At 63.7% G+C, this 20,033-nt stretch carries 18 protein-coding genes and 1 tRNA gene; 12 read left to right on the top strand and 7 right to left on the bottom strand.

Annotated features, from left to right (window positions below):
- The 11 genes from HU752_RS29770 to pqqE all read left to right on the top strand — a co-directional run bounded on the left by HU752_RS29770 (position 1) and on the right by pqqE (position 10,645).
- A tRNA-Ile gene (locus tag HU752_RS29770) sits at positions 1-77 on the top strand.
- Positions 78-301: 224 nt separating this feature from the next.
- Positions 302-1,462, top strand: coding sequence for a Fic family protein (locus HU752_RS29775; protein ID WP_186685386.1), 1,161 nt, complete (start codon positions 302-304; stop codon positions 1,460-1,462).
- Between the two features lie 22 nt (positions 1,463-1,484).
- A complete protein-coding gene (locus tag HU752_RS29780; protein ID WP_186685388.1) occupies positions 1,485-1,943 on the top strand; it encodes an Lrp/AsnC family transcriptional regulator in 459 nt (152 codons plus the stop codon).
- 306 nt (positions 1,944-2,249) lie between these two features.
- A complete protein-coding gene (locus HU752_RS29785) occupies positions 2,250-3,932 on the top strand; it encodes a flavin monoamine oxidase family protein (protein ID WP_186685390.1) in 1,683 nt (560 codons plus the stop codon).
- 14 nt (positions 3,933-3,946) lie between these two features.
- Positions 3,947-4,741 carry a carbon-nitrogen hydrolase family protein gene (locus HU752_RS29790; protein ID WP_186685392.1) on the top strand — a complete coding sequence of 265 codons (795 nt, stop codon included), beginning with the start codon at positions 3,947-3,949 and terminating at the stop codon, positions 4,739-4,741.
- A gap of 48 nt (positions 4,742-4,789) precedes the next feature.
- Positions 4,790-7,276, top strand: a complete 2,487-nt coding sequence (gene pqqF / locus HU752_RS29795; RefSeq protein ID WP_186685394.1) for a pyrroloquinoline quinone biosynthesis protein PqqF — start codon at positions 4,790-4,792, stop codon at positions 7,274-7,276.
- 131 nt (positions 7,277-7,407) lie between these two features.
- On the top strand, positions 7,408-7,482 hold the full coding sequence (gene pqqA, locus HU752_RS29800) for a pyrroloquinoline quinone precursor peptide PqqA (RefSeq protein ID WP_054057055.1): 75 nt from the start codon (positions 7,408-7,410) through the stop codon (positions 7,480-7,482).
- A gap of 76 nt (positions 7,483-7,558) precedes the next feature.
- Positions 7,559-8,470: a pyrroloquinoline quinone biosynthesis protein PqqB gene (pqqB, locus tag HU752_RS29805; protein ID WP_186685396.1), complete on the top strand. Its 912-nt coding sequence runs from the start codon at positions 7,559-7,561 to the stop codon at positions 8,468-8,470.
- Positions 8,471-8,482: 12 nt separating this feature from the next.
- Positions 8,483-9,235 carry a pyrroloquinoline-quinone synthase PqqC gene (gene pqqC / locus HU752_RS29810; RefSeq protein WP_186685398.1) on the top strand — a complete coding sequence of 251 codons (753 nt, stop codon included), beginning with the start codon at positions 8,483-8,485 and terminating at the stop codon, positions 9,233-9,235.
- Positions 9,232-9,507, top strand: a complete 276-nt coding sequence (gene pqqD / locus HU752_RS29815; protein ID WP_186685400.1) for a pyrroloquinoline quinone biosynthesis peptide chaperone PqqD — start codon at positions 9,232-9,234, stop codon at positions 9,505-9,507. Before pqqC ends, pqqD begins: the two co-directional genes overlap by 4 nt.
- The gene (gene pqqE / locus HU752_RS29820; RefSeq protein ID WP_186685402.1) at positions 9,479-10,645 is read left to right on the top strand and encodes a pyrroloquinoline quinone biosynthesis protein PqqE; all 1,167 of its coding nucleotides are present in this window, start codon (positions 9,479-9,481) and stop codon (positions 10,643-10,645) included. Before pqqD ends, pqqE begins: the two co-directional genes overlap by 29 nt.
- Before the next feature lie 30 nt (positions 10,646-10,675).
- On the opposite strand, the gene HU752_RS29825 is transcribed toward pqqE, so the two are convergent.
- From HU752_RS29825 to HU752_RS29840, 4 genes are all read right to left on the bottom strand, one after another.
- Positions 10,676-10,996 carry a helix-turn-helix domain-containing protein gene (locus HU752_RS29825; RefSeq protein ID WP_186685404.1) on the bottom strand — a complete coding sequence of 107 codons (321 nt, stop codon included), beginning with the start codon at positions 10,994-10,996 and terminating at the stop codon, positions 10,676-10,678.
- Complete coding sequence (locus HU752_RS29830) at positions 10,980-11,345, bottom strand: type II toxin-antitoxin system RelE/ParE family toxin (protein WP_186685406.1); 366 nt, start codon at positions 11,343-11,345, stop codon at positions 10,980-10,982. Before HU752_RS29830 ends, HU752_RS29825 begins: the two co-directional genes overlap by 17 nt.
- Before the next feature lie 217 nt (positions 11,346-11,562).
- Positions 11,563-12,846 carry an aspartate aminotransferase family protein gene (locus HU752_RS29835; protein ID WP_186685408.1) on the bottom strand — a complete coding sequence of 428 codons (1,284 nt, stop codon included), beginning with the start codon at positions 12,844-12,846 and terminating at the stop codon, positions 11,563-11,565.
- Positions 12,843-13,541: an MOSC domain-containing protein gene (locus HU752_RS29840; RefSeq protein ID WP_186685410.1), complete on the bottom strand. Its 699-nt coding sequence runs from the start codon at positions 13,539-13,541 to the stop codon at positions 12,843-12,845. The genes HU752_RS29835 and HU752_RS29840 overlap by 4 nt, the downstream gene beginning before the upstream one ends.
- A gap of 102 nt (positions 13,542-13,643) precedes the next feature.
- Here HU752_RS29840 and HU752_RS29845 point away from each other — a divergent pair, with 102 nt between their 5' ends.
- Positions 13,644-14,573, top strand: coding sequence for a LysR family transcriptional regulator (locus HU752_RS29845; RefSeq protein WP_186685412.1), 930 nt, complete (start codon positions 13,644-13,646; stop codon positions 14,571-14,573).
- A 228-nt stretch (positions 14,574-14,801) separates the two neighbouring features.
- Here HU752_RS29845 and HU752_RS29850 read toward each other — a convergent pair whose 3' ends face one another.
- The 3 genes from HU752_RS29850 to HU752_RS29860 all read right to left on the bottom strand — a co-directional run bounded on the left by HU752_RS29850 (position 14,802) and on the right by HU752_RS29860 (position 19,967).
- Positions 14,802-16,580, bottom strand: coding sequence for an acyl-CoA dehydrogenase C-terminal domain-containing protein (locus HU752_RS29850; RefSeq protein ID WP_186685414.1), 1,779 nt, complete (start codon positions 16,578-16,580; stop codon positions 14,802-14,804).
- 204 nt (positions 16,581-16,784) lie between these two features.
- Entirely contained in the window at positions 16,785-18,581 is a 1,797-nt protein-coding gene (locus tag HU752_RS29855; RefSeq protein ID WP_186685416.1) for an acyl-CoA dehydrogenase C-terminal domain-containing protein, read from the bottom strand.
- 90 nt (positions 18,582-18,671) lie between these two features.
- Entirely contained in the window at positions 18,672-19,967 is a 1,296-nt protein-coding gene (locus HU752_RS29860) for a GGDEF domain-containing protein (protein WP_186685418.1), read from the bottom strand.
- Positions 19,968-20,033: the final 66 nt, after the last annotated feature.

Genomic DNA, 20,033 nt, shown 5'->3' on the forward strand with positions numbered 1-20,033 from the left:
GGGCCTATAGCTCAGTCGGTTAGAGCAGAGGACTCATAATCCTTTGGTCCACGGTTCGAGTCCGTGTGGGCCCACCATCCTTGAAAGCCGCGCGTTGCGCGGCTTTTGCGTTTCTGGCCTTTGCGTTTTCGATGGGCCTTCCAGTCTCAAGACAGCCATCATTGATCCGTCTGCGTGGGCGCATCAATAGAAACAGGCTACCCGCGCAAAACTGGACGCTGAGCCGAATACCTCGCACAATCGGCTCACCAAATGAGCCGAATAGCCCTTTTATTCGGCTCACGCATCCGCCGAGGCCCCCATGACCGAGCTTCCCTACTGGATCTGGCAGCAGCCCGACTGGCCCAACTTCACCTGGAAGGCCGACGTTCTGGCTACCCGCCTGCAGGCATGTGCTGAGGCCCAGGGACGTCTGCTCGGCATGGCTAGCGCCATCGACGGTGACAGCAGTGCCCAGAACGAACTGGATGCCCTTTTGCAAAACATCATCACCTCCTCGGCTATCGAGGGCGAGCAGTTGAATGCCGGCTCGGTCCGTTCCTCGCTCGCAAGGCGCCTGGGACTGGCGGCAGATCACCAAGTCAGCCCCCGCAGTGAAGGCCTGGCCGAGTTACTTCTGGACGCAACCCAGCACCACGAACACCCCCTGAGCCTGGAGCGCCTACTGCACTGGCACACGCTGCTTTTCCCTGGCAACGAAGGCAATCTGGCACCACGGATCAATGTGGGCAGGATCCGGGGGAACGAGCCTATGCAGGTTGTTTCCGGGCGTCTCGATCGGCCAGTCGTACATTTCGAGGCTCCACCGCGCAACAGGCTCGATCAAGAGTTGGCAACCTTCATCCACTGGTTCAATAGCAGCCAAACGGACAACACACTGCATCCACTGCTACGTGCCGCCATCACCCACTTCTGGTTCGTAACGCTGCATCCGTTCGACGATGGCAACGGTCGTTTGACCCGCAGCCTCACTGACCTGGCCCTGGCGCAGTCTGAGCAGCAAGCCATCCGTTTTTATGCGATGTCCGCCAGCATCCTTGAGGACCGCAAGGGCTATTACCAGATACTCGAAAGCACTCAGAAAGGTTTGATGGATATCACCGCCTGGTTGCAATGGTTTCTACAAACCTTGTTGCGTAGCCTGGAACAGGCTCAGCAGCGGATCGATCGGGTACTGATCAAGGCCAGGTATTGGCAACAGCATCGTCAGCATCAACTCTCGACCGAACAATTGAAGGTGCTGAATCGCTTGCTCGATGGTGGCGATAAAGGCTTCGCGAACGGGATCAACGCCGCGCAATATCAGGAGGTCGCGAAGGTCAGCAAGGCTACAGCGACTCGCCATCTGGCCGATTTGCTGGAAAAGCGCTGCCTGGTCCGCCTTCCAGGGGGAGGTCGCAGTACGCGTTACCAAATCCCCGGCCTGCTGGCTACGGATCAAGTGAACCAACAATGTGAGTAGACCTCACCGACGGAGTAGTACCTTGCCTGACAGCCGCATCCCCCTCGACGAAATCGATCGCCAATTGATCGCCGCCTTGCAGATCAACGCTCGCGAAAGCGTAGCCATGCTCGCCCGGCAGTTGGGCATTGCCCGCACGACCGTGACCTCGAGGCTGGCGCGCCTGGAAAAGGCCAAGGTGATCACGGGCTATGGCGTGCGCCTTGGTCAGCGAGTGGTCGATGGCGGGTTGCAGGCCTATGTCGGGATCACGGTACAACCGCGCTCGGGCAAGGATGTGGTGCGCAGGCTCAGTGCCATGGCACAGATCCAGCAGCTCTGTGCAGTGAGTGGCGAGTTCGACTACGTGGCATGGCTGCGCAGTGATTCGCCGGAGCAACTGGATCAGTTGCTCGACCAGATTGGTAGTGTCGAAGGGGTGGAGAAAACGACCACCTCGATCATTCTCAGCAGCAAGGTGGATCGGGGGCAGCCGATTTAATCGAGGACCAAGGACTTTGTACCCCTCAGGGTCTCTTCGCGGATAAATCCGGCTCCCACGGCTCCCCGCGCCAACCGCCTATCCTGTGGGAGCCGGATTTACCGATGCGTCGGACCGCCGCGAAGAGGCCAGCCCTTTCACTACAAAATGCCGAACAGACTCGTCATAAAGCATCATTAATCAGCAAAACGACGACAATTTGCGTCTTATTTACGTTCTCCCCGCTACCTACAATGGCGCCAGTCTTTTCCTAACTACACTTCCACCGGATACCACTTCCGGCAGGAGTCGCCAGCAAGGTCCGCCATGAACAAGAAGAATCGCCACCCTGTCGATGGTAAAAAACCGGTCACCATTTTCGGCCCGGACTTTCCTTTCGCCTTCGATGACTGGATCGAGCATCCTGCAGGACTGGGGACGATTCCCGCGGAAAATCATGGCGCCGAAGTCGCCATCGTCGGTGCCGGTATCGCTGGCCTGGTGGCCGCCTACGAGCTGATGAAACTGGGCCTCAAGCCCGTGGTGTACGAAGCCTCGAAGATGGGCGGTCGCCTGCGCTCCCAGGAGTTCGAAGGCGCCAAGGGCATCATCGCCGAACTCGGCGGGATGCGCTTTCCGGTGTCGTCCACCGCCTTCTATCACTATGTCGACAAGCTCGGCCTGGAAACCAAACCCTTCCCCAACCCGCTGACCCCGGCCTCCGGCAGCACGGTGATCGATCTCGAAGGGCAGACCCACTACGCGGAAAAACTCGCCGACCTGCCGGCGCTGTTCCAGGAAGTCGCCGACGCCTGGGCCGATGCCCTGGAGGACGGTGCGCGCTTCGGTGATATCCAGCAGGCCATCCGCGACCGCGATGTGCCACGCCTGAAAGAACTGTGGAACACCCTGGTACCGCTGTGGGACGACCGCACCTTCTACGACTTCGTCGCCACCTCGAAGGCCTTCGCCAAGCTGTCCTTCCACCACCGGGAGGTGTTCGGCCAGGTCGGCTTCGGTACCGGCGGCTGGGACTCGGACTTCCCCAACTCGATGCTGGAAATCTTCCGCGTGGTCATGACCAACTGCGACGATCACCAGCACCTGGTGGTCGGTGGTGTCGAGCAGGTACCGCTGGGCATCTGGCGCCATGTGCCGGAGCGTTGCGCCCACTGGCCAGCCGGTACCAGCCTCAGCTCCCTGCACCACGGCGCACCGCGTACCGGGGTGAAACGCATCGCCCGCGCCGCCGACGGTCGTTTCGCCGTCACCGACAACTGGGGCGACACCCGCCACTACGCCGCCGTGCTCACCACCTGCCAGAGCTGGCTGCTGACCACCCAGATCGAGTGCGAGGAATCGCTGTTCTCGCAGAAGATGTGGATGGCCCTGGACCGTACGCGCTACATGCAGTCGTCGAAGACTTTCGTCATGGTCGACCGGCCATTCTGGAAGGACAAGGACCCGGAAACCGGCCGCGACCTGATGAGCATGACCCTGACCGATCGCCTGACCCGCGGCACGTACCTGTTCGACAACGGCGACGACAAGCCGGGCGTGATCTGCCTGTCCTACTCGTGGATGAGCGACGCGCTGAAGATGCTGCCGCAGCCGATCGACAAGCGGGTCAAGCTGGCCCTGGACGCCCTGAAGAAGATCTACCCGAAAGTGGACATCGCCGCGCGCATCATCGGCGACCCGATCACCGTGTCCTGGGAAGCCGACCCGCACTTCCTCGGTGCATTCAAGGGCGCATTGCCCGGCCACTACCGCTACAACCAGCGGATGTACGCGCACTTCATGCAGGCCGACATGCCGGCTGAACAACGCGGCATCTTCATTGCCGGCGACGACGTGTCCTGGACGCCGGCCTGGGTCGAGGGCGCAGTCCAGACCTCGCTCAACGCGGTGTGGGGCATCATGAACCACTTCGGCGGCCGTACCCATGCCGAGAACCCAGGTCCAGGCGACGTGTTCGCCGACATCGGCCCGATCGCCCTGGCCGACTGAACGGAGTCGAACCCATGCGCGTAGCGCTTTACCAATGCCCGCCCCTGCCGCTGGACGTGGCGGGCAACCTGCAGCGGTTGCAGCAACTGCTGGCCGAGGCCCATGGCGCCGATGTGCTGGTGCTGCCGGAAATGTTCCTGACCGGCTACAACATCGGCGTCGAGGCGGTTGCCGCGCTCGCGCAACCCCGCGACGGCGCGGCGGCGCAACACATTGCCGCGCTGGCCAGGGCGGCGAATATCGCCATCGTCTACGGTTATCCGGAGCGTGCCGAGGACGGCAACCTCTACAACGCCGTGCAGTTGATCGATGCCCAGGGCAACAGCCGCTGCAACTACCGCAAGACCCATCTGTTCGGCGATCTCGATCACTCGATGTTCAGCGCCGGGCCGGACGAGTTCCCGGTGGTCGAACTCGGCGGCTGGAAAGTCGGCCTGCTGATCTGCTACGACGTCGAGTTCCCGGAAAACACCCGGCGCCTGGCCCTGGCCGGGGCCGAGCTGATCCTGGTGCCCACCGCCAACATGGTACCGTTCGACTTCGTCGCCGACGTGACCATTCGCGCCCGCGCATTCGAGAACCAGTGCTACGTGGCCTATGCCAACTACTGCGGCCACGAAGGTGACATCCACTACTGCGGCCAGAGCAGCATCGCCGCGCCGGATGGCAGCCGCATCGCCCGCGCCGGGCTGGACGAGGCACTGATCATCGGCACGCTCGACCGCGCGGCGATGCAGCAATCACGCGCGAGCAACCGCTACCTGCTGGATCGTCGCCCCGCGCTCTACGGCAACCTCAGCCGGGACTGACCTGGCGTTATCCGCTAGCATGGACGCTTCTCTGAAACGGAAGTGTCCATGCCAGCCCCCAACGCCCAAGCCCTCCAATGCATCACCCTGGCCAACGGCCTGCGGGTCTCGCTACGCCATGCGCCACAGTTGAAGCGGTGCGCAGCGGTCCTGCGAGTGGCGGCGGGCAGCCACGATGCTCCCACAGCCTGGCCAGGGCTGGCGCACTTCCTCGAACACCTGCTGTTTCTCGGCACCGAGCGCTTCCCCGCCGCCGACGGGCTGATGGCCTACGTCCAGCGCCACGGCGGCCAGGTGAATGCGCAAACCCGTGAACGCAGCACCGAATTCTTCTTCGAACTGCCGCCCCAGGCCTTTGCCGGTGGGCTCGAGCGCCTGGTCGACATGCTCGCCCGGGCACGCCTGGCGCCAGACGAACAATGGCGCGAACGCGAGGTGCTGGAAGCGGAGTTCATCGCCTGGTCGCGGGACACCGTGGCGCAACGGCAATTCCAGCTCTACGCCGGATTGTCCGAACACCACCCCCTGCGCGGCGTGCATGCTGGCAATCGCGCCAGCCTGCAGGTCGAAGACCCGGCTTTCCAGCAGGCATTGCAGGCTTTCTACCAGGGCTTCTATCAGTCCGGACAAATGACCCTGAGCCTGGTCGGCCCGCAGCCGCTGGAGCAGTTGCAGGCCCTGGCGCAATCCCTGGGTGCCGACCTGCGCCCAGGCCAGGCGATCGAACAGAAAGCACCTGTGGCCCTGTTCGAGCATGGCAAGCGAAGTTATCAACAGGCCGGCGCTCAGCACCTCGACCTGCTGCTGGCCTGGGAAGAACTGCCCGAGGGCGCCCGGCAGGCCTTGGATTTCCTCTGCACCTGGCTCAACGACAGCCAGCCCGGCGGACTCGCGGCCGAGCTGCATGGGCGCCTGTGGATAAATTCGCTGAACGTCACGGTTCTCTATCAGTTCGCCGGACAGGCCCTTGTGCGACTGGCATTCGAACTGGCGCCACAGGGCGTCGACCAGGGCGCCGAGATCGAGGCCCTGCTGGCCGATTGGCTGGGTTTCTTCGCCAGCCACGCCGACTGGCCCGGGCTGCGTCGGGAATACCGCCTGCTGCAGAACCGCAAGGCCCGCAGCAGCACGGCACTGGAGCGGGCCCGACAGGATGCCGGCGATGCTTCGCCAGAACTCTCGGACGCCGCCCTTTCAGCGCTCAAGGTCCTGCTGGGCCCTTTCGACAGCGCGCCTGTGGATAACCCGGCGGTGTCCTGGCGGCTACCGCCGGCCAATCCCTTCCTGCGCTCCACCGCGCCAGCCGAGCACCCGGGACTGATCCGCGGCCAGACCAGCGCCCATCGTGGCCTGCGCACCTTTGCCCAGGACCGCCTGCACAAGCGGCGGGACTCGTCCGCCATCACCCCTGTCGAGCTGCCGGCGAACGACAGCGGCGAGGCGGCACTCTACCTGCGTTGGCAACTGGATGACTTGCCTGGCACGCATGCCCTGCAAGCGCGGCTGAATCAGGGACTGCACACCCTGCGCGCCCAGGCGCGGCAAGCCGGTGTGGAACTGTCCTTCACCGTCCAGGCCAGTGCCTGGCAACTCCAGCTTATTGGCTGGCACGAACCGATCCCGGCGATTCTCGAACAGGCCCTGCGCAGCCTGACGACCCCGAGTGAGGCGATCTGGCAGGCTCCACCCGAGCCACCCAAGGCACTGATCCCTATCCGGGAACTGCTCAGGGCGTTGTCCGAACAGCCAGCAGCCACCCACGTGCCCCCCCAGGCCTGGGATGCCGAGCGACTGCGCAGGCTCTGGTCCGAAGCCAAATGGCAGGGCCTGGCCCTCGGGTTCCCGACAGCCATCCAGACCGCACTCAACAATGCCCTGAGCCGTACCCCCGGCAGTCCGGCCCGGGAAGTACCGCAGCCACCCGTGGCCTCTGGCGAAAGGCGCTGGCAAACCGTGCCCTGCGACACGGCCGAGCAGGCCCTGCTGCTGTTCTGTCCGGCGCCCAGCGACAGCCTGGTCGACGACGCCTGCTGGCGGGCGCTCGGCCAACTGGTGCAGGCCCCGTTCTACCAGCGCCTGCGGGTCGAGTTGCAACTGGGCTACGCGGTCTTCAGCAGCGTCCGACAGATCCAAGGCCGAACCGGCCTGTTGCTCGGCGTGCAATCGCCCGGAACATCACTCGCACAGTTGTTGGGGCATTTCGAAAGTTTCCTGGTGCAACTCCCCGAGCGGATCGCCAGCCTGGACGACGACGCCTGGCTGGCCCAGCGAGAATCCCTGGCTGCCCAGTTCAACCTGGCGGACCTGCCACTGGCACAGGCCGCCGAGCTGCTCTGGCAGGCACATTTGGCCAACCACTCGTCGGATTATCTTGAGCAGCTCGCCTCGAATCTTCGCTGCCTGCAGCGCGAACAACTGCAGGTGGCCGCCCGGCAACTCGCCGAGGCCGCAGGCGGCTGGCTGTGCCTGGCCAACGGCGCCGCGCCGGACGCGGGCTCGCAGGCCAGGACGGGATCATTACCCGGGCTGCAATGAGCTTTATCCAAGAAAGCGGTCTACTTAACCGGTAATATTCAGTAATATTAGCTTGCTAAGCATTTGAACATCTCCCGCCGGAGGTGGACTATATGTATAGACACCCATCCACCCAACCGAAGGAGTCATTCATGGCCTGGACCAAACCCGCCTATACCGACCTGCGTATCGGCTTCGAAGTGACCATGTACTTCGCCAATCGTTGATCGGTCGACCTGCAGTGCAACGCCTCGGCCTCGCCGGGGCGTTTTCGTTTTCAGTCCTTGAGTGAGTGACAGGACCATGTACGTCCAGATTCTAGGTTCCGCTGCCGGTGGCGGTTTTCCCCAGTGGAACTGCAACTGCGCCAATTGCGCAGGATTTCGTGCCGGCAGCCTGCGGGCCACGGCACGCACCCAGTCCTCCATCGCCCTCTCCGACGACGGCGTGAACTGGGTACTGTGCAACGCCTCGCCGGACATCCGCGCCCAGCTCCAGAGCTTCGCGCCCATGCAGCCGGGTCGGGCCCTGCGCGATACCGGCATCGGCGCGATCATCCTGATGGACAGCCAGATCGACCACACCACCGGCCTGCTCAGCCTGCGCGAAGGCTGTCCGCACCAGGTCTGGTGCACCGACATGGTCAAGGAGGACCTGAGCACCGGCTTCCCGCTGTTCAAGATGCTGACCCACTGGAATGGCGGCCTCGACTGGCAACGCATCGAGCTCGAGGGCAGCTTCGCCATCGCCGCCTGCCCCCACCTGCGTTTCACCCCGCTGCCACTGCGCAGCGCCGCCCCGCCCTACTCGCCGCATCGCTTCGACCCGCACCCGGGCGACAACATCGGCCTGATCGTCGAGGACCTGCGCACCGGCGGCAAGCTGTTCTATGCCCCGGGCCTGGGCAAGGTTGACGAGCCGCTGTTGCAGATCATGGCCGAAAGCGACTGCCTGCTGGTGGACGGCACCCTGTGGGACGACGACGAGATGCAGCGTCGTGGCGTTGGCACCCGCACCGGCCGGGAAATGGGCCACCTGGCACAGAGCGGCCCCGGCGGCATGCTCGAAGTGCTGGAGCGCCTGCCAACACAGCGCAAGGTGCTGATTCACATCAACAACACCAACCCGATCCTCGACGAAGACTCGCCACAACGCGCCGAACTGCAGCGACGCAACGTCGAAGTTGCATACGACGGCATGAGCATCGAGCTGTAGGAGCACAACCCCATGAGCGATACCCCACTGTCCCGCGCCGAATTCGAACAGGCGCTGCGTGCCAAGGGCGCCTACTACCACATCCATCATCCCTACCACGTGGCGATGTATGAGGGCCGCGCTACCCGCGAACAGATCCAGGGCTGGGTCGCCAACCGTTTCTACTATCAGGTCAACATCCCCCTGAAGGACGCGGCGATCCTGGCCAATTGTCCGGACAGGGAGATCCGCCGCGAGTGGATCCAGCGCCTGCTCGACCACGATGGCGCCCCAGGTGAAGACGGTGGCATCGAAGCCTGGCTGCGCCTGGGCCAGGCGGTCGGCCTCGACCCCGATCAACTGCGCTCCCAGGAACTGGTGCTGCCCGGCGTACGCTTCGCCGTGGACGCCTACGTCAACTTCGCCCGCCGGGCCAGTTGGCAGGAGGCGGCCAGCAGCTCGCTGACCGAACTGTTCGCGCCGCAGATCCACCAGTCGCGCCTGGACAGCTGGCCGCAGCACTACCCCTGGATCGATCCCGCCGGCTACGAGTACTTCCGCACCCGCCTCGGCCAGGCGCGGCGCGATGTCGAACACGGGCTGGAGATCACCCTGCAGCACTACACTACCTACGAGGGGCAGCAGCGCATGCTGGAGATTCTCCAGTTCAAGCTTGACATTCTCTGGAGCATGCTCGACGCCATGAGCATGGCCTACGAACTGAACCGACCGCCCTATCACAGCGTGACCGACCAGCGGGTCTGGCACCGAGGAATCGCCCTATGAGCTTCGATCGCCAGTTGACCCCGAAATGGCGCGCCGGCTACCGCTTCCAGTACGAACCGGCGCAAAAGGGCCATGTGCTGCTGTACCCGGAAGGCATGATCAAGCTCAACGAGAGCGCCGCCCTGATTGGCGGCCTGATCGATGGCCAGCGCGACGTGGCAGCCATCATCGCCGAGCTGCAGCAACAGTTCCCCGACGTAGCCGAGCTCGGCGAGGACATCGAGCAGTTCATGGAGGTCGCCCGTGCAGAGCACTGGATCGAACTGGCCTGAATCCGGCCTGCCGGCCAAGCCGGAAGTCGGCCTGCCGCTGTGGCTGCTCGCCGAGCTGACCTACCGCTGCCCGCTGCAATGCCCGTACTGCTCGAACCCGCTGGACTTCGCCGGGCAGGGCCAGGAGTTGAGTACCGCGCAGTGGTTCAAGGTACTGCGCGAGGCGCGGGAAATGGGCGCTGCCCAACTGGGTTTTTCCGGTGGCGAGCCTCTGGTGCGCCAGGACCTCGTCGAGCTGATCGCCGAGGCACGCCGGCTGGGCTTCTACACCAACCTGATCACCTCCGGCATCGGCCTGACCGAGCAGAAGATCAGCGACTTCAAGCAGGCTGGCCTGGATCATATCCAGATCAGCTTCCAGGCCAGCGACGAACAGGTGAACAACCTGCTGGCCGGCTCCAGGAAGGCTTTCGCGCAGAAGCTGGAAATGGCTCGGGCAGTGAAGGCCCACGGTTATCCGATGGTGCTGAACTTCGTCACCCACCGACACAACATCGACCGGATCGACCGGATCATCGAGCTGTGCCTGGCCCTGGAGGCGGACTTCGTCGAACTCGCCACCTGCCAGTTCTACGGTTGGGCGCAACTCAATCGCCAGGGCCTGCTGCCGACCCGCGAACAGTTGCAACGTGCTGAACGCATCACCAACGAGTACCGCGCCCGACTGCAAGCCGAGGGCAACCCGTGCAAGCTGATCTTCGTCACCCCGGACTACTACGAGGAGCGCCCGAAGGCCTGCATGAACGGCTGGGGCAGCGTGTTCCTCACGGTCACGCCGGACGGCACCGCTCTGCCTTGCCACGGCGCACGACAGCTACCGGTGCAGTTTCCCAATGTGCGCGACCACAGCCTGCAACACATCTGGTACGACTCGTTCGGCTTCAACCGCTTTCGCGGCTATGACTGGATGCCCGAACCGTGCCGCTCCTGTGACGAGAAGGAAAAGGACTTCGGCGGCTGCCGCTGCCAGGCCTTCATGCTCACCGGTGACGCCAGCAACGCCGACCCGGTCTGTGCCAAGTCGCACCACCACGACGTGATCCTGCGAGCCCGCGAGGAAGCCAGCCAGGACGGCCCTAACATCGAGCAGCTGGTATTTCGCAACGAGCGCAACTCGCGCCTCATCGCCAAGGGCTGAGCGACATGCCAGCCCCTCTGGCCCTGCGGGTCAGGCGAGTATCTGCAACCCGTGCTTCTGCACGATGCTCAACAGCTTGAGCGCCATGCCGCTGGGCTGTTTGTCGCCAGCTTCCCACTGCTTGACCGTCGACACGCTGGTGTTCAGGTAACGGGCGAACACCGGTTGGCTGACATGATTGCGCTCGCGCAACGACTTGATCTGCTCGGGGGCGATTTCGTCCGGCACCGGTGCAAGGCACGACTCGTCGAACTCGCGCATGGTCGCCTTGCTGATCGCTCCGATAGCGCGCAATGCGCTGGCCGATTCGTGAACCGACTGCAATGCCTCGGACTCATACCGCTTGTTCATAAGCTATCTCCACAAACTTTTTCATTTCCAGCAGTTGCCGAATCTGCCGGCTGCTCAGGTTCTCATAGGCTTTGGCCAGCGCCTTGAAGGCACTGAGCTCCTGCTGGCTGATATTTCCTTGGTCACTCTTGGCGAACAGGAACTGGAAGACCCAGTAGCACCCGCCCCGGGCCAGCACGATGGAGCGGTGGCGATTTTCGTTCAGGCGTTTCTTCCACACCCCACCACCCAGATTGTCAGCCTGCCCCCTGATCACCGCTCCGATTGCCAGCACCAGTTCGGCGTCGTCGATCCGTGCCTTCCTGGCGCTGACGGCGAACCCCCTGGTCTTGAAAACCCTGTATCGCATGGAAATCCTTCTCCAAAAACATACCACCCGGTGGTATATAAATTCAAATCCTCGAGCACTTTTTCCGCCCAAAGGCAGCGTCGCGCCCCGCCCAGGAAGAGCGCACCGGGATACCGCCCATAAAAAAACACCCCGTGCCAAAAGAGTCAGGCACAGGGCGACGCGTTATACCGCGAGACGGTTCGGAATAAGGCTCAGGAAAAGGCGACGAGTCGAGTCAGACGGCAATACCCTTGCGGCATTGCACCTGGGCGGTACGTACGCGGGAGAAAGCTCGGCCCAGGCGCAGGAGCATCTCGTCGATGGTGCCCTGGCTGACCGTCAGGGCCGGAGAAAAGCGCAGGCTGTCGGCAGTCGGGGCATCGAGCAGCAGGCCTTCCTGCAATGCGGCCTTGACCACCGCATCCGCCGAGGCGTCGCTCAAGGTCAGGCCCCAGAGCAGTCCGGCCCCCCGCAGTTCGCCATGTTCATAACGTCGCGCCAGCCGGTCGAGGCCCTGTTGCAGATGCAGCCCGCGCTCGGCCACTTCGTCGAGGAAATCGTGCTTGAGCACGGTATCGAGCACCGCCAGGCCGGCAGCACTCATCAACGCATTGCCATGATGGCTGCCACCGATCTCACCGTGTTCGAAACAACAGGCCGTGCCCCGGGCCAGCAGCGCCGACAGCGGCGCGCCACCGCCCAGGCCCTTGCCGAGGACGATGATATCGGCGCGTACGCCATACAGTTGCTCGGCCAGCAGGCTGCCACAGCGCCCGATGCCGGTCTGCACCTCATCGAAGATCAGCAGGATGCCCAGTTCCCGGCACAACCGCTCGACGCCCTGGAGGTAGTCGCGGGTCGCCGGGGTCACGCCCGCTGCCCGTTGGATCGGTTCGAGCATGATCGCCACGGTCTTGGCGTCCACTGCGGCGTACAGGGCTTCCAGGTCGTTGAACGGGACCTGGCTGAAGCCGGGCAGTTGCGGCTCGAAACGATTGCCGAAGCAGTCCTGGCCAGATGCCGACATCGCCCCGAAGCTGCGACCATGGCAGGCATTGTTCGCGCTGATGATCCGGTAGGCACCGCCACGATGCAGCTGGCCCCACTTGCGCGCCAGCTTGATCGCCGCCTCGCAGGCTTCCGAACCACTGTTGAGAAAATGCACCTGGTCGCTGTCAGTGGCACGACACAGACGGTCGGCCAGTTTCGATTGCGCCGGGTTATGAAAACCCGCGCCGACATTGATCAGACCGTGGGCCTGGTCCGCCAGGGCATGGGCCAGCACGCCCGGGCTATGACCGAGGCTGTTGCTGCCGCCACCCTGGCTGAAATCCAGGTAAGCGCGCTCCTCGCTGTCCCACAGCCAGGAACCCTGGCCGCGGACGAACACCGGGCTGGGGCGCTCGGCGGCGGGCATCAGGTACTCGCTGGGTGCATGCTCATGCCGTGAACGCGGCTGGAAATCGGCGGTGAGGTCATCGAGGCTCGGCTGTGGCCGGCGCAGCTTGAACAGATTCATGCGCGCAGACCTTCCAATGGCAGCCCGAGCAACCTGGCCGACCAGTCCTCGACCTTGCCGGTGCGCAGGCGGCGGATGGCGATGTCGCGCCAGCGCGAGGACAGCGCCGGGCAATCCACCAGTTTCTTCAGCCCGGCATGCTCCAGCGGTTCGGTGTAGAACGCGTGCAGGGCCCAGGCCACGCTGAGCCCGGGATAACTGCGCTGCAGCAGCTCGAAAGGTTGGTCGTCGCTGACGAAACCGGGCTTGAGTACCCGATAGAACCAGCCGCAGCGTCCCGTGTCCTGGGCCTGCCGTGGCAGTTCGGCCAGGCCCCAGCGGTGGCTGAGGCGGTAGCAGGGCGAACGGGGCTGGCTGACCTGCAGCAACGCACCGCCCCAGCGGAACAGGTCGCCCAGGCAGACATGTTCCTCGGTCAGCCCACGGGTCGACAGATTCTCGCCAAAGGCCGGCGCGGCCCAGTCGAGCTGTGGATGCCGTTTGCGCCAGTAGTCGTAATGCTCGGCCGGGTAGTGATGCAATGCCCGCTCCGGTCCGCTGTGGAAACGCGGATCGCCCTGCTCGTCGCTGCCCAGCCCCTGTGGCCATAACCAGAGCCGGCTGGCAACCCGGTGTTTATCCGTATCGCTGATCAGACCCTGTCCGAGATTTTTTGCCTTGCCTATGTAAACACCATCCACGCAAACGGTATTCATCGCACGCTCTGGCCCTGTAAGCCCTTTGATTTGGGGTTAGACTAGGCCTCCCGGGCGTTCACGGCCATTTCGTTTTTCGAGCATTTTCGATAAGTACTGCTTATGGATTTCAAGCAACTGCGTTATTTCGTCGCGGTGTATGAAGAAGGGCATGTCGGCCGCGCCGCCGAACGGCTGTCGATCTCCCAGCCGGCCCTGTCGCAACAGATACGCCACCTGGAACACAACCTCGATGTCAGCCTGTTCGAACGCAGCAGCAAGCGCCTGTTGCCGACCCTGGCCGCCCATACACTGTACAACCATGCCCTGCCGCTGCTCGACGGCATGCAACGGGCCCGCGAAGCGTTGCGCAACTTCCAGGGCCAGGCGCTGCGGACCCTCGCCATCGGCGTGCTGCAGACGGTGCACACCAGCCTGGTGCCACAGATGCTCGAACGGGTACGCAAGGCCCATCCCCACCTGGTGGTGCAGATCTACGAATTGACGGGTCTGGAGATCGAGCGGCGCCTGCTCAATGGCTCGCTGGATATCGGCATCAGTTATCTGCCGCCACGCCAGCCAGGGCTGCACGGCCTGCCGCTGTACGAAGACGAACTGCAACTGGTGATCCCCGCCGAACATCCGCTGCGCGAATTCAAGAAAGTCTCGGTCGGCCAAGCGGCGGAGCTGCCGATGCTACTGCTCGGCGAAGAGTTCCAGATCCGCCAGATCTGGCAGGCGCAACTGGCCAACCTGGGGCGGCGCCCACAGGTCCAGGCCGAGCTGAACAACATGGCGGGAATTCTCGACAGTCTGCCTCACACCCGCCTGGCCACCGTGCTGCCGGGTCGCTCACGGGATGAGCATGACGATCATGACCTGCTGTGGAAGCCGTTGACCGAACCTCGGGTGTCGCTGCGGGTCGGCCTGGTGTGTCGCGATGTGCAGCGCCAGCAGGCTTCGCTGGAACTGCTGCGGGTGCTGCTGGACGACGTGATGAACAGCCAGGTGACGCACCTGCCGGGGACGGCCGGGCTCGACGGCCTGGGCTGAGAAAACTTTTTCGCGGACAAAAGAAAACCCCGCCGAAGCGGGGCTTTGCAGACTGTTTCCCTGACATCCATTTCGCTCCACCATCCTGGCGGAATCCTACGTGTCCGTGTTTTGCTTTGAGCTTCCTGCTCGACGTCCTTCATGTGTAGATTACTGCTGGATCCAATAGGGCGATATGGGCAAACAGCAGCGCGTTATGTAAGCAAATGCTTACATGCCAATTCCGCCTCAGAACTGCTCGGCATCGAGCAGGAACAACGATTCGCTGCCAGCCCTCACCGATGCCGTCAACGAGTGGATCCGTGGCAGCAGGCGGGCGAAATAGAAGCGCGCCGTGCCCAGCTTGCTGGCGTAGAACGCGTCTTCCTTCTCCTTGCCCAGCGCAGCCCTGGCCATCAGCGCCCACATGTAGGCATAGGCGGTGTAACCGAAGGTGTGCAGGTATTCGACCGATGCCGCGCCGATCTCGTCCGGGTTGGTCCGGGAGCGGTCCAGCACCCAGTCGGTCAGGTCGTCGAGGTTGTCCAGGGCTGCCGCCAGCGGTTTGGTGAACTCGCTCAGGTCGGCACTCGCGGTATCGATGAAGTGACGCACTTCCTCGGCGAACAGGCGGTAGTAGGCACCGCCGCTGCCGACGATCTTGCGGCCCACCAGGTCCAGCGCCTGGATGCCGTTGGTGCCTTCGTAGATCTGGGTGATACGCACGTCGCGCACCAGTTGCTCCTGGCCCCACTCACGCACGTAGCCATGCCCGCCGAAAACCTGCTGGCCATGCACCGTGGCTTCCAGGCCCAGGTCGCTCAGGAACGCCTTGGCCACCGGCGTCAACAGTGCGACCAGCTCGTCGGCACGCTTGCGGGTCGCCGCGTCCTCGCTGAACTTGGCGGTGTCCAGCTGCATCGCCACATAGGTGGAGAACGCACGGCCACCTTCGTTCGCCGCCTTCATGGTCAGCAGCATGCGACGCACATCCGGGTGGACGATGATCGGGTCGGCCGCCTTGTCCTTGGCCTTCGGCCCGGTTGGCGAACGGCTCTGCAGGCGGTCACGGGCGTACTCGATGGCGTTCTGGTAGGAGCGCTCGCCGGAAGCCAGGCCCTGGATACCGACGCCCAGGCGTTCGTAGTTCATCATGGTGAACATCGCCGCCAGGCCCTTGTTCGGCTCACCGACCAGGTAACCGATGGCCTCGTCGAAGTTCATCACGCAGGTCGCCGAGGCCTGGATCCCCATCTTGTGCTCGATCGAGCCGCAGGTCGCCGGGTTGCGCGCGCCCAGGCTGCCATCGGCATTGACGAGGAACTTGGGCACCAGAAACAGCGAGATGCCTTTCGGGCCGGCCGGCGCATCAGGCAGCTTCGCCAGTACCAGGTGAATGATGTTCTCGGTCAGGTCGTGCTCGCCACCGGTGATGAAGATCTTGGTACCGCTGATCTTGTAGGAGCCGTCCGCCTGGGGCTCGGCCTTGGTGCGGATGATCCCCAGGTCGGTACCGGCATGGGGTTCGGTCAGGCACATGGAGCCGGCCCAGGTACCGGCATACATGTTCGGCAGGTAGGTGGCCTTGAGTTCTTCGCTGGCGTGGGTGTTGATCGAAACGCAGGCACCGGAGGTCAGCATCGGGTACAGGCCGAAGGCGAGGCTGGAGGAGTTGATCATCTCCTCGACCTGGGCCGACACGGCCTTGGGCATGCCCATGCCACCAAAGGCCGGGTCACCGCCGACGCCAACCCAGCCGCCTTCGGCATAGGTCTGGTAGGCCTGCGGGAAGCCCGTCGGCGTGTAGACCGCGCCGTTGTCCCAGCGGCAGCCTTCCTCGTCGCCAGCGCGGCTCAGGGGAGCGATGCTCTTGGCGGTGACCTTGCCGGCTTCCTCGAGGATCGCCTCGACGGTTTCCGCATCCACGGTCTCGGCCAGGGCAGGCAGTTGCGCCCAGAGATTGGCGACCTCGAAGACTTCATTGAGGACGAAGCGCATATCGCGCAGGGGCGCTTTGTAGTCAGCCATGGCAAACCTCGCAAGATCTAGAACGATAGGGCCCGCGCTGGGCCGATTTCCGAAGGCCTGAGTGTACAACAACAACTTTTCAGACACATAGGGTCATCACGTGACGTTTTTGTTATTTTTAGTCACATACCTGCAGGGATTGTTGCGGAGAATGTGCCGGCCTCTTCGCGGGCAAGCGAAGAGGCCCCAAAGCCCCCTCATAGCCTAAAGGGCAAACACCTCGGCCGGCAGACGCATCAGACTCTCGCTCCCCGCCTCCACCGCCGCCCGATGAGCGGTCGTACGCGGCAGCAAACGCTTGAAGTAGAACTCGCACGTCGCCAGCTTGCCGCGGCAATAATCCGCGTCGCCGCGGCCATCGTCCAGCTGTGCCTGCGCCACCAGTGCCATGCGCAGCCACAGATAGGCCAGGACGATATAGCCGCTGTACATCAGGTAATCGACCGCCGCCGCCCCGACTTCATCCGGGTTCTGCATGGCCGCCTTGCCGACCAGCAGCGTCAGGTCGCCCCACTCCCGGTTCAACTGATCGAGTCGTGTCACCTGGGCCGCCAGTTGCGGATGCCCGGCGTTGGCTTCGCAGAACTTGTGCACGATCCGCGTGAAGCCGCGCAGCAGCTTGCCCTGGCTGCCGAGCACCTTGCGCCCCAGCAGATCCAGTGCCTGGATGCCATTGGTGCCCTCGTAGATCGGTGCGATGCGGCAATCACGTACCAGTTGCTCCATACCCCACTCGCGGATGAAACCGTGGCCGCCAAACACCTGCATGCCGTGGTTGGTGACCTCAAGACCGGTCTCGGTCATGAAGGCCTTGCAGATCGGCGTCAGGAACGCCAGCAGGTCCTCGGCCTCCTGGCGCTGCTCGGGCTGGGCGGCGCGATGGGCAATGTCGAGCCACTGCGCGGTGAAGTAGGTCAGGGCCCGGTTGCCCTCGTTGAACGCCTTCATGGTCAGCAGCATGCGGCGTACGTCCGGGTGCACGATGATCGGGTCGGCAGCCTTGTCCGGTGCCTTGGGCCCGGTCAGGGAACGCATCTGCAGACGTTCGCTGGCGTAGCGGACCGCCCCCTGGAAGCTGGTTTCGCCCAGGCACAGGCCCTGCATCCCGGTACCCAGGCGGGCATGGTTCATCATGGTGAACATGCAGTTCAGGCCCTTGTTCGCCTCGCCGATCAGGAAGCCTGTGGCGCCATCGAAGTTCAGCACGCAGGTGGCCGAGGCCTTGATACCCATCTTGTGCTCGATGGCACCACAGTTCACGCCGTTGCGCTCTCCCGCTTCGCCGGCCGCATCGGGCAGGAACTTGGGCACGATGAAGAGCGAAATGCCCTTGGTGCCCGCCGGTGCATCCGGCAGCTTGGCCAGCACCAGGTGGATGATGTTGCGGCTCATGTCGTGTTCACCGGCAGAGATGAAAATCTTGCTGCCGGTCAGCGCATGGCTGCCATCGGCCTGGGGCACGGCACGGGTCTTGATCAGCCCCAGGTCGGTACCGCAGTGGGCTTCGGTCAGGCACATGGTGCCCGTCCACTCACCTGCGGTCAGCTTGCTCAGGTAGGTCTGTTTCTGTTGCTCGGTACCGTGGGCGTGGATCGCCGACATGGCGCCATGGGTCAGGCCGGGGTACATGCCCCAGGAGGTGTTGCTCGAGCCGATCATTTCGCTGATCACCAGCCCCAGCGATTGCGGCAGGCCCTGCCCGCCATACTCTGGATCGGCCGCCAGCCCATGCCAGCCGGCCTCGACATACTGGGCAAAGGCCTGCTTGAAGCCCTTGGGGGTGGTCACCACGCCCTTGTCGAAATGGCAGCCTTCCTCATCGCCGGAGCGGTTCAGCGGGGCCAGCACCTGTTCACAGAACTTCGCGCCTTCCTCCAGGATCGCCGCGACCATGTCCGGGCTGGCATCGCTGGCCCCCAGGTGCTGGTAATGGGTGTGGAAATCGAAAACATGGTCGAGCAGAAAGCGCATGTCGCGTAGCGGGGCTTTGTAGTCAGGCATGGTCGTTTCTCCGGCAGCAGATGACTCAACCTACTGTCGGCGCCCGCCACCGGGCAATCACAGTCCAGCCGCTGAATGCTCCACCATCACTCAGCCGGCAGCCTCGTTGGTGCGCACCGCGCCACGCCTGGCGGTCTGCCCGGCGGCCATCACGCAGTTGCGCCCGGCGCCCTTGGCGGCATACAGCGCCTGGTCGGCGGACTTGAGCACCTCGTCCGGGGTACGCTGGTCCGCCTGGCGCTCGGCGACACCGATACTGATCGTCACCGAAACGCTCGTCGCCGCACTGCCCGAACGCCGCTGGCGACCTTGCTGGTCATCCTGTGGACGGCTTTCCGGGTTGCGCAGGTGGATGTTGTAGTTGGCGATAACCTCGCGGATCACCTCCAGGTGCGGCATGCACTCCTCCAGGCTCTTGCCGGCGAACACCACGGCGAACTCCTCGCCGCCGTAGCGGTAGGCCCGGCCACCGCCACTGACTTTCGCCAGCTTGCTTGCGACCAGCCGCAGTACCTGGTCGCCAACGTCGTGACCGTGGGTGTCGTTGAATTTCTTGAAATGGTCGACGTCGGTCATCGCCAGCACATAGTTGCGGCCCAGGCGCTGCATCCGTTCGTTGAGCGCGCGACGCCCGGGCAGCCCGGTCAGCTCGTCGCGGAACGCCATCTGGTAGGCCTCGTGAGCCACCGCCGCGGCGATCATCAGCATCACCTGGCTGCACATGATGTTCAGGGTGAACGGCAGGATGAAGGTCATCGGCAGCATCCAGAACAGCCCCAGCAGGCCGATCAGCTGCGCCGCATGCAGCGGCCGCGGGTTGCGCCAGTACTGCACCGTCAGCAGCATGAAAGCGGCGAGAAACACCGGATAGGACAACTGGATCAGGCTCATCCACGCCCCATGCAGGGCCGGCCAGCGGATTTCCGCCAGCCAGTCGAGCAGGGCCTCCGGGTAGCTCTGCTCCAGGCCCAGCGCCACACTGCCCACCGCCAGCAGCACGGCAAAGCGCGCGACCATGTCCTGGAACAGGTGCGTGCGCTCCTGCCAGGCGGCGAACACGCCGAACAACAGCGGCAACAACAGGCAGACCAGATGGAAAACCACTGCGGCATCCTGGCGGACCTTGCCATGGTCACGGTAGAAGTCGGCCTGGGTCGAAAGCAGGAAGTAGGCGATGTACACCGTGATCATCAGGAACAGTTCACGCTGGCGCCGGTAGACCGCGCAGTAGGAACCGCCCAGCAACAGCACCAGGGTCGGCAGGACGTTGAACAGTGAGGTGAAGAAGACGTTGAGGTCCTTGACGTAGGCTGCCGCGAGCCCCGCAAGCAACAGCATGACGGAGGGTAGAAAGTGACTGGCATGTACAGCAGTAGAACGCGGCAAGGGTAAAGCTCCGACCGGCAGATTCAATAGATGGCATTGTGCCTTTATTTGCGCGAGTAAAGCACA

Source organism: Pseudomonas vanderleydeniana, assembly GCF_014268755.2.
GTDB classification, from domain to species: domain Bacteria; phylum Pseudomonadota; class Gammaproteobacteria; order Pseudomonadales; family Pseudomonadaceae; genus Aquipseudomonas; species Aquipseudomonas vanderleydeniana.

Coding starts and splice junctions, on each gene's coding strand:
- HU752_RS29835 (WP_186685408.1), bottom strand. CDS start 12,846: ATGAATCTGTTCAAGCTGCGCCGGCCACAGCCGAGCCTCGATGACCTC.
- HU752_RS29850 (WP_186685414.1), bottom strand. CDS start 16,580: ATGGCTGACTACAAAGCGCCCCTGCGCGATATGCGCTTCGTCCTCAAT.
- HU752_RS29775 (WP_186685386.1), top strand. CDS start 302: ATGACCGAGCTTCCCTACTGGATCTGGCAGCAGCCCGACTGGCCCAAC.
- HU752_RS29845 (WP_186685412.1), top strand. CDS start 13,644: ATGGATTTCAAGCAACTGCGTTATTTCGTCGCGGTGTATGAAGAAGGG.
- HU752_RS29790 (WP_186685392.1), top strand. CDS start 3,947: ATGCGCGTAGCGCTTTACCAATGCCCGCCCCTGCCGCTGGACGTGGCG.
- HU752_RS29840 (WP_186685410.1), bottom strand. CDS start 13,541: ATGAATACCGTTTGCGTGGATGGTGTTTACATAGGCAAGGCAAAAAAT.
- pqqF (WP_186685394.1), top strand. CDS start 4,790: ATGCCAGCCCCCAACGCCCAAGCCCTCCAATGCATCACCCTGGCCAAC.
- HU752_RS29830 (WP_186685406.1), bottom strand. CDS start 11,345: ATGCGATACAGGGTTTTCAAGACCAGGGGGTTCGCCGTCAGCGCCAGG.
- HU752_RS29855 (WP_186685416.1), bottom strand. CDS start 18,581: ATGCCTGACTACAAAGCCCCGCTACGCGACATGCGCTTTCTGCTCGAC.
- HU752_RS29785 (WP_186685390.1), top strand. CDS start 2,250: ATGAACAAGAAGAATCGCCACCCTGTCGATGGTAAAAAACCGGTCACC.
- pqqC (WP_186685398.1), top strand. CDS start 8,483: ATGAGCGATACCCCACTGTCCCGCGCCGAATTCGAACAGGCGCTGCGT.
- pqqD (WP_186685400.1), top strand. CDS start 9,232: ATGAGCTTCGATCGCCAGTTGACCCCGAAATGGCGCGCCGGCTACCGC.
- HU752_RS29825 (WP_186685404.1), bottom strand. CDS start 10,996: ATGAACAAGCGGTATGAGTCCGAGGCATTGCAGTCGGTTCACGAATCG.
- pqqB (WP_186685396.1), top strand. CDS start 7,559: ATGTACGTCCAGATTCTAGGTTCCGCTGCCGGTGGCGGTTTTCCCCAG.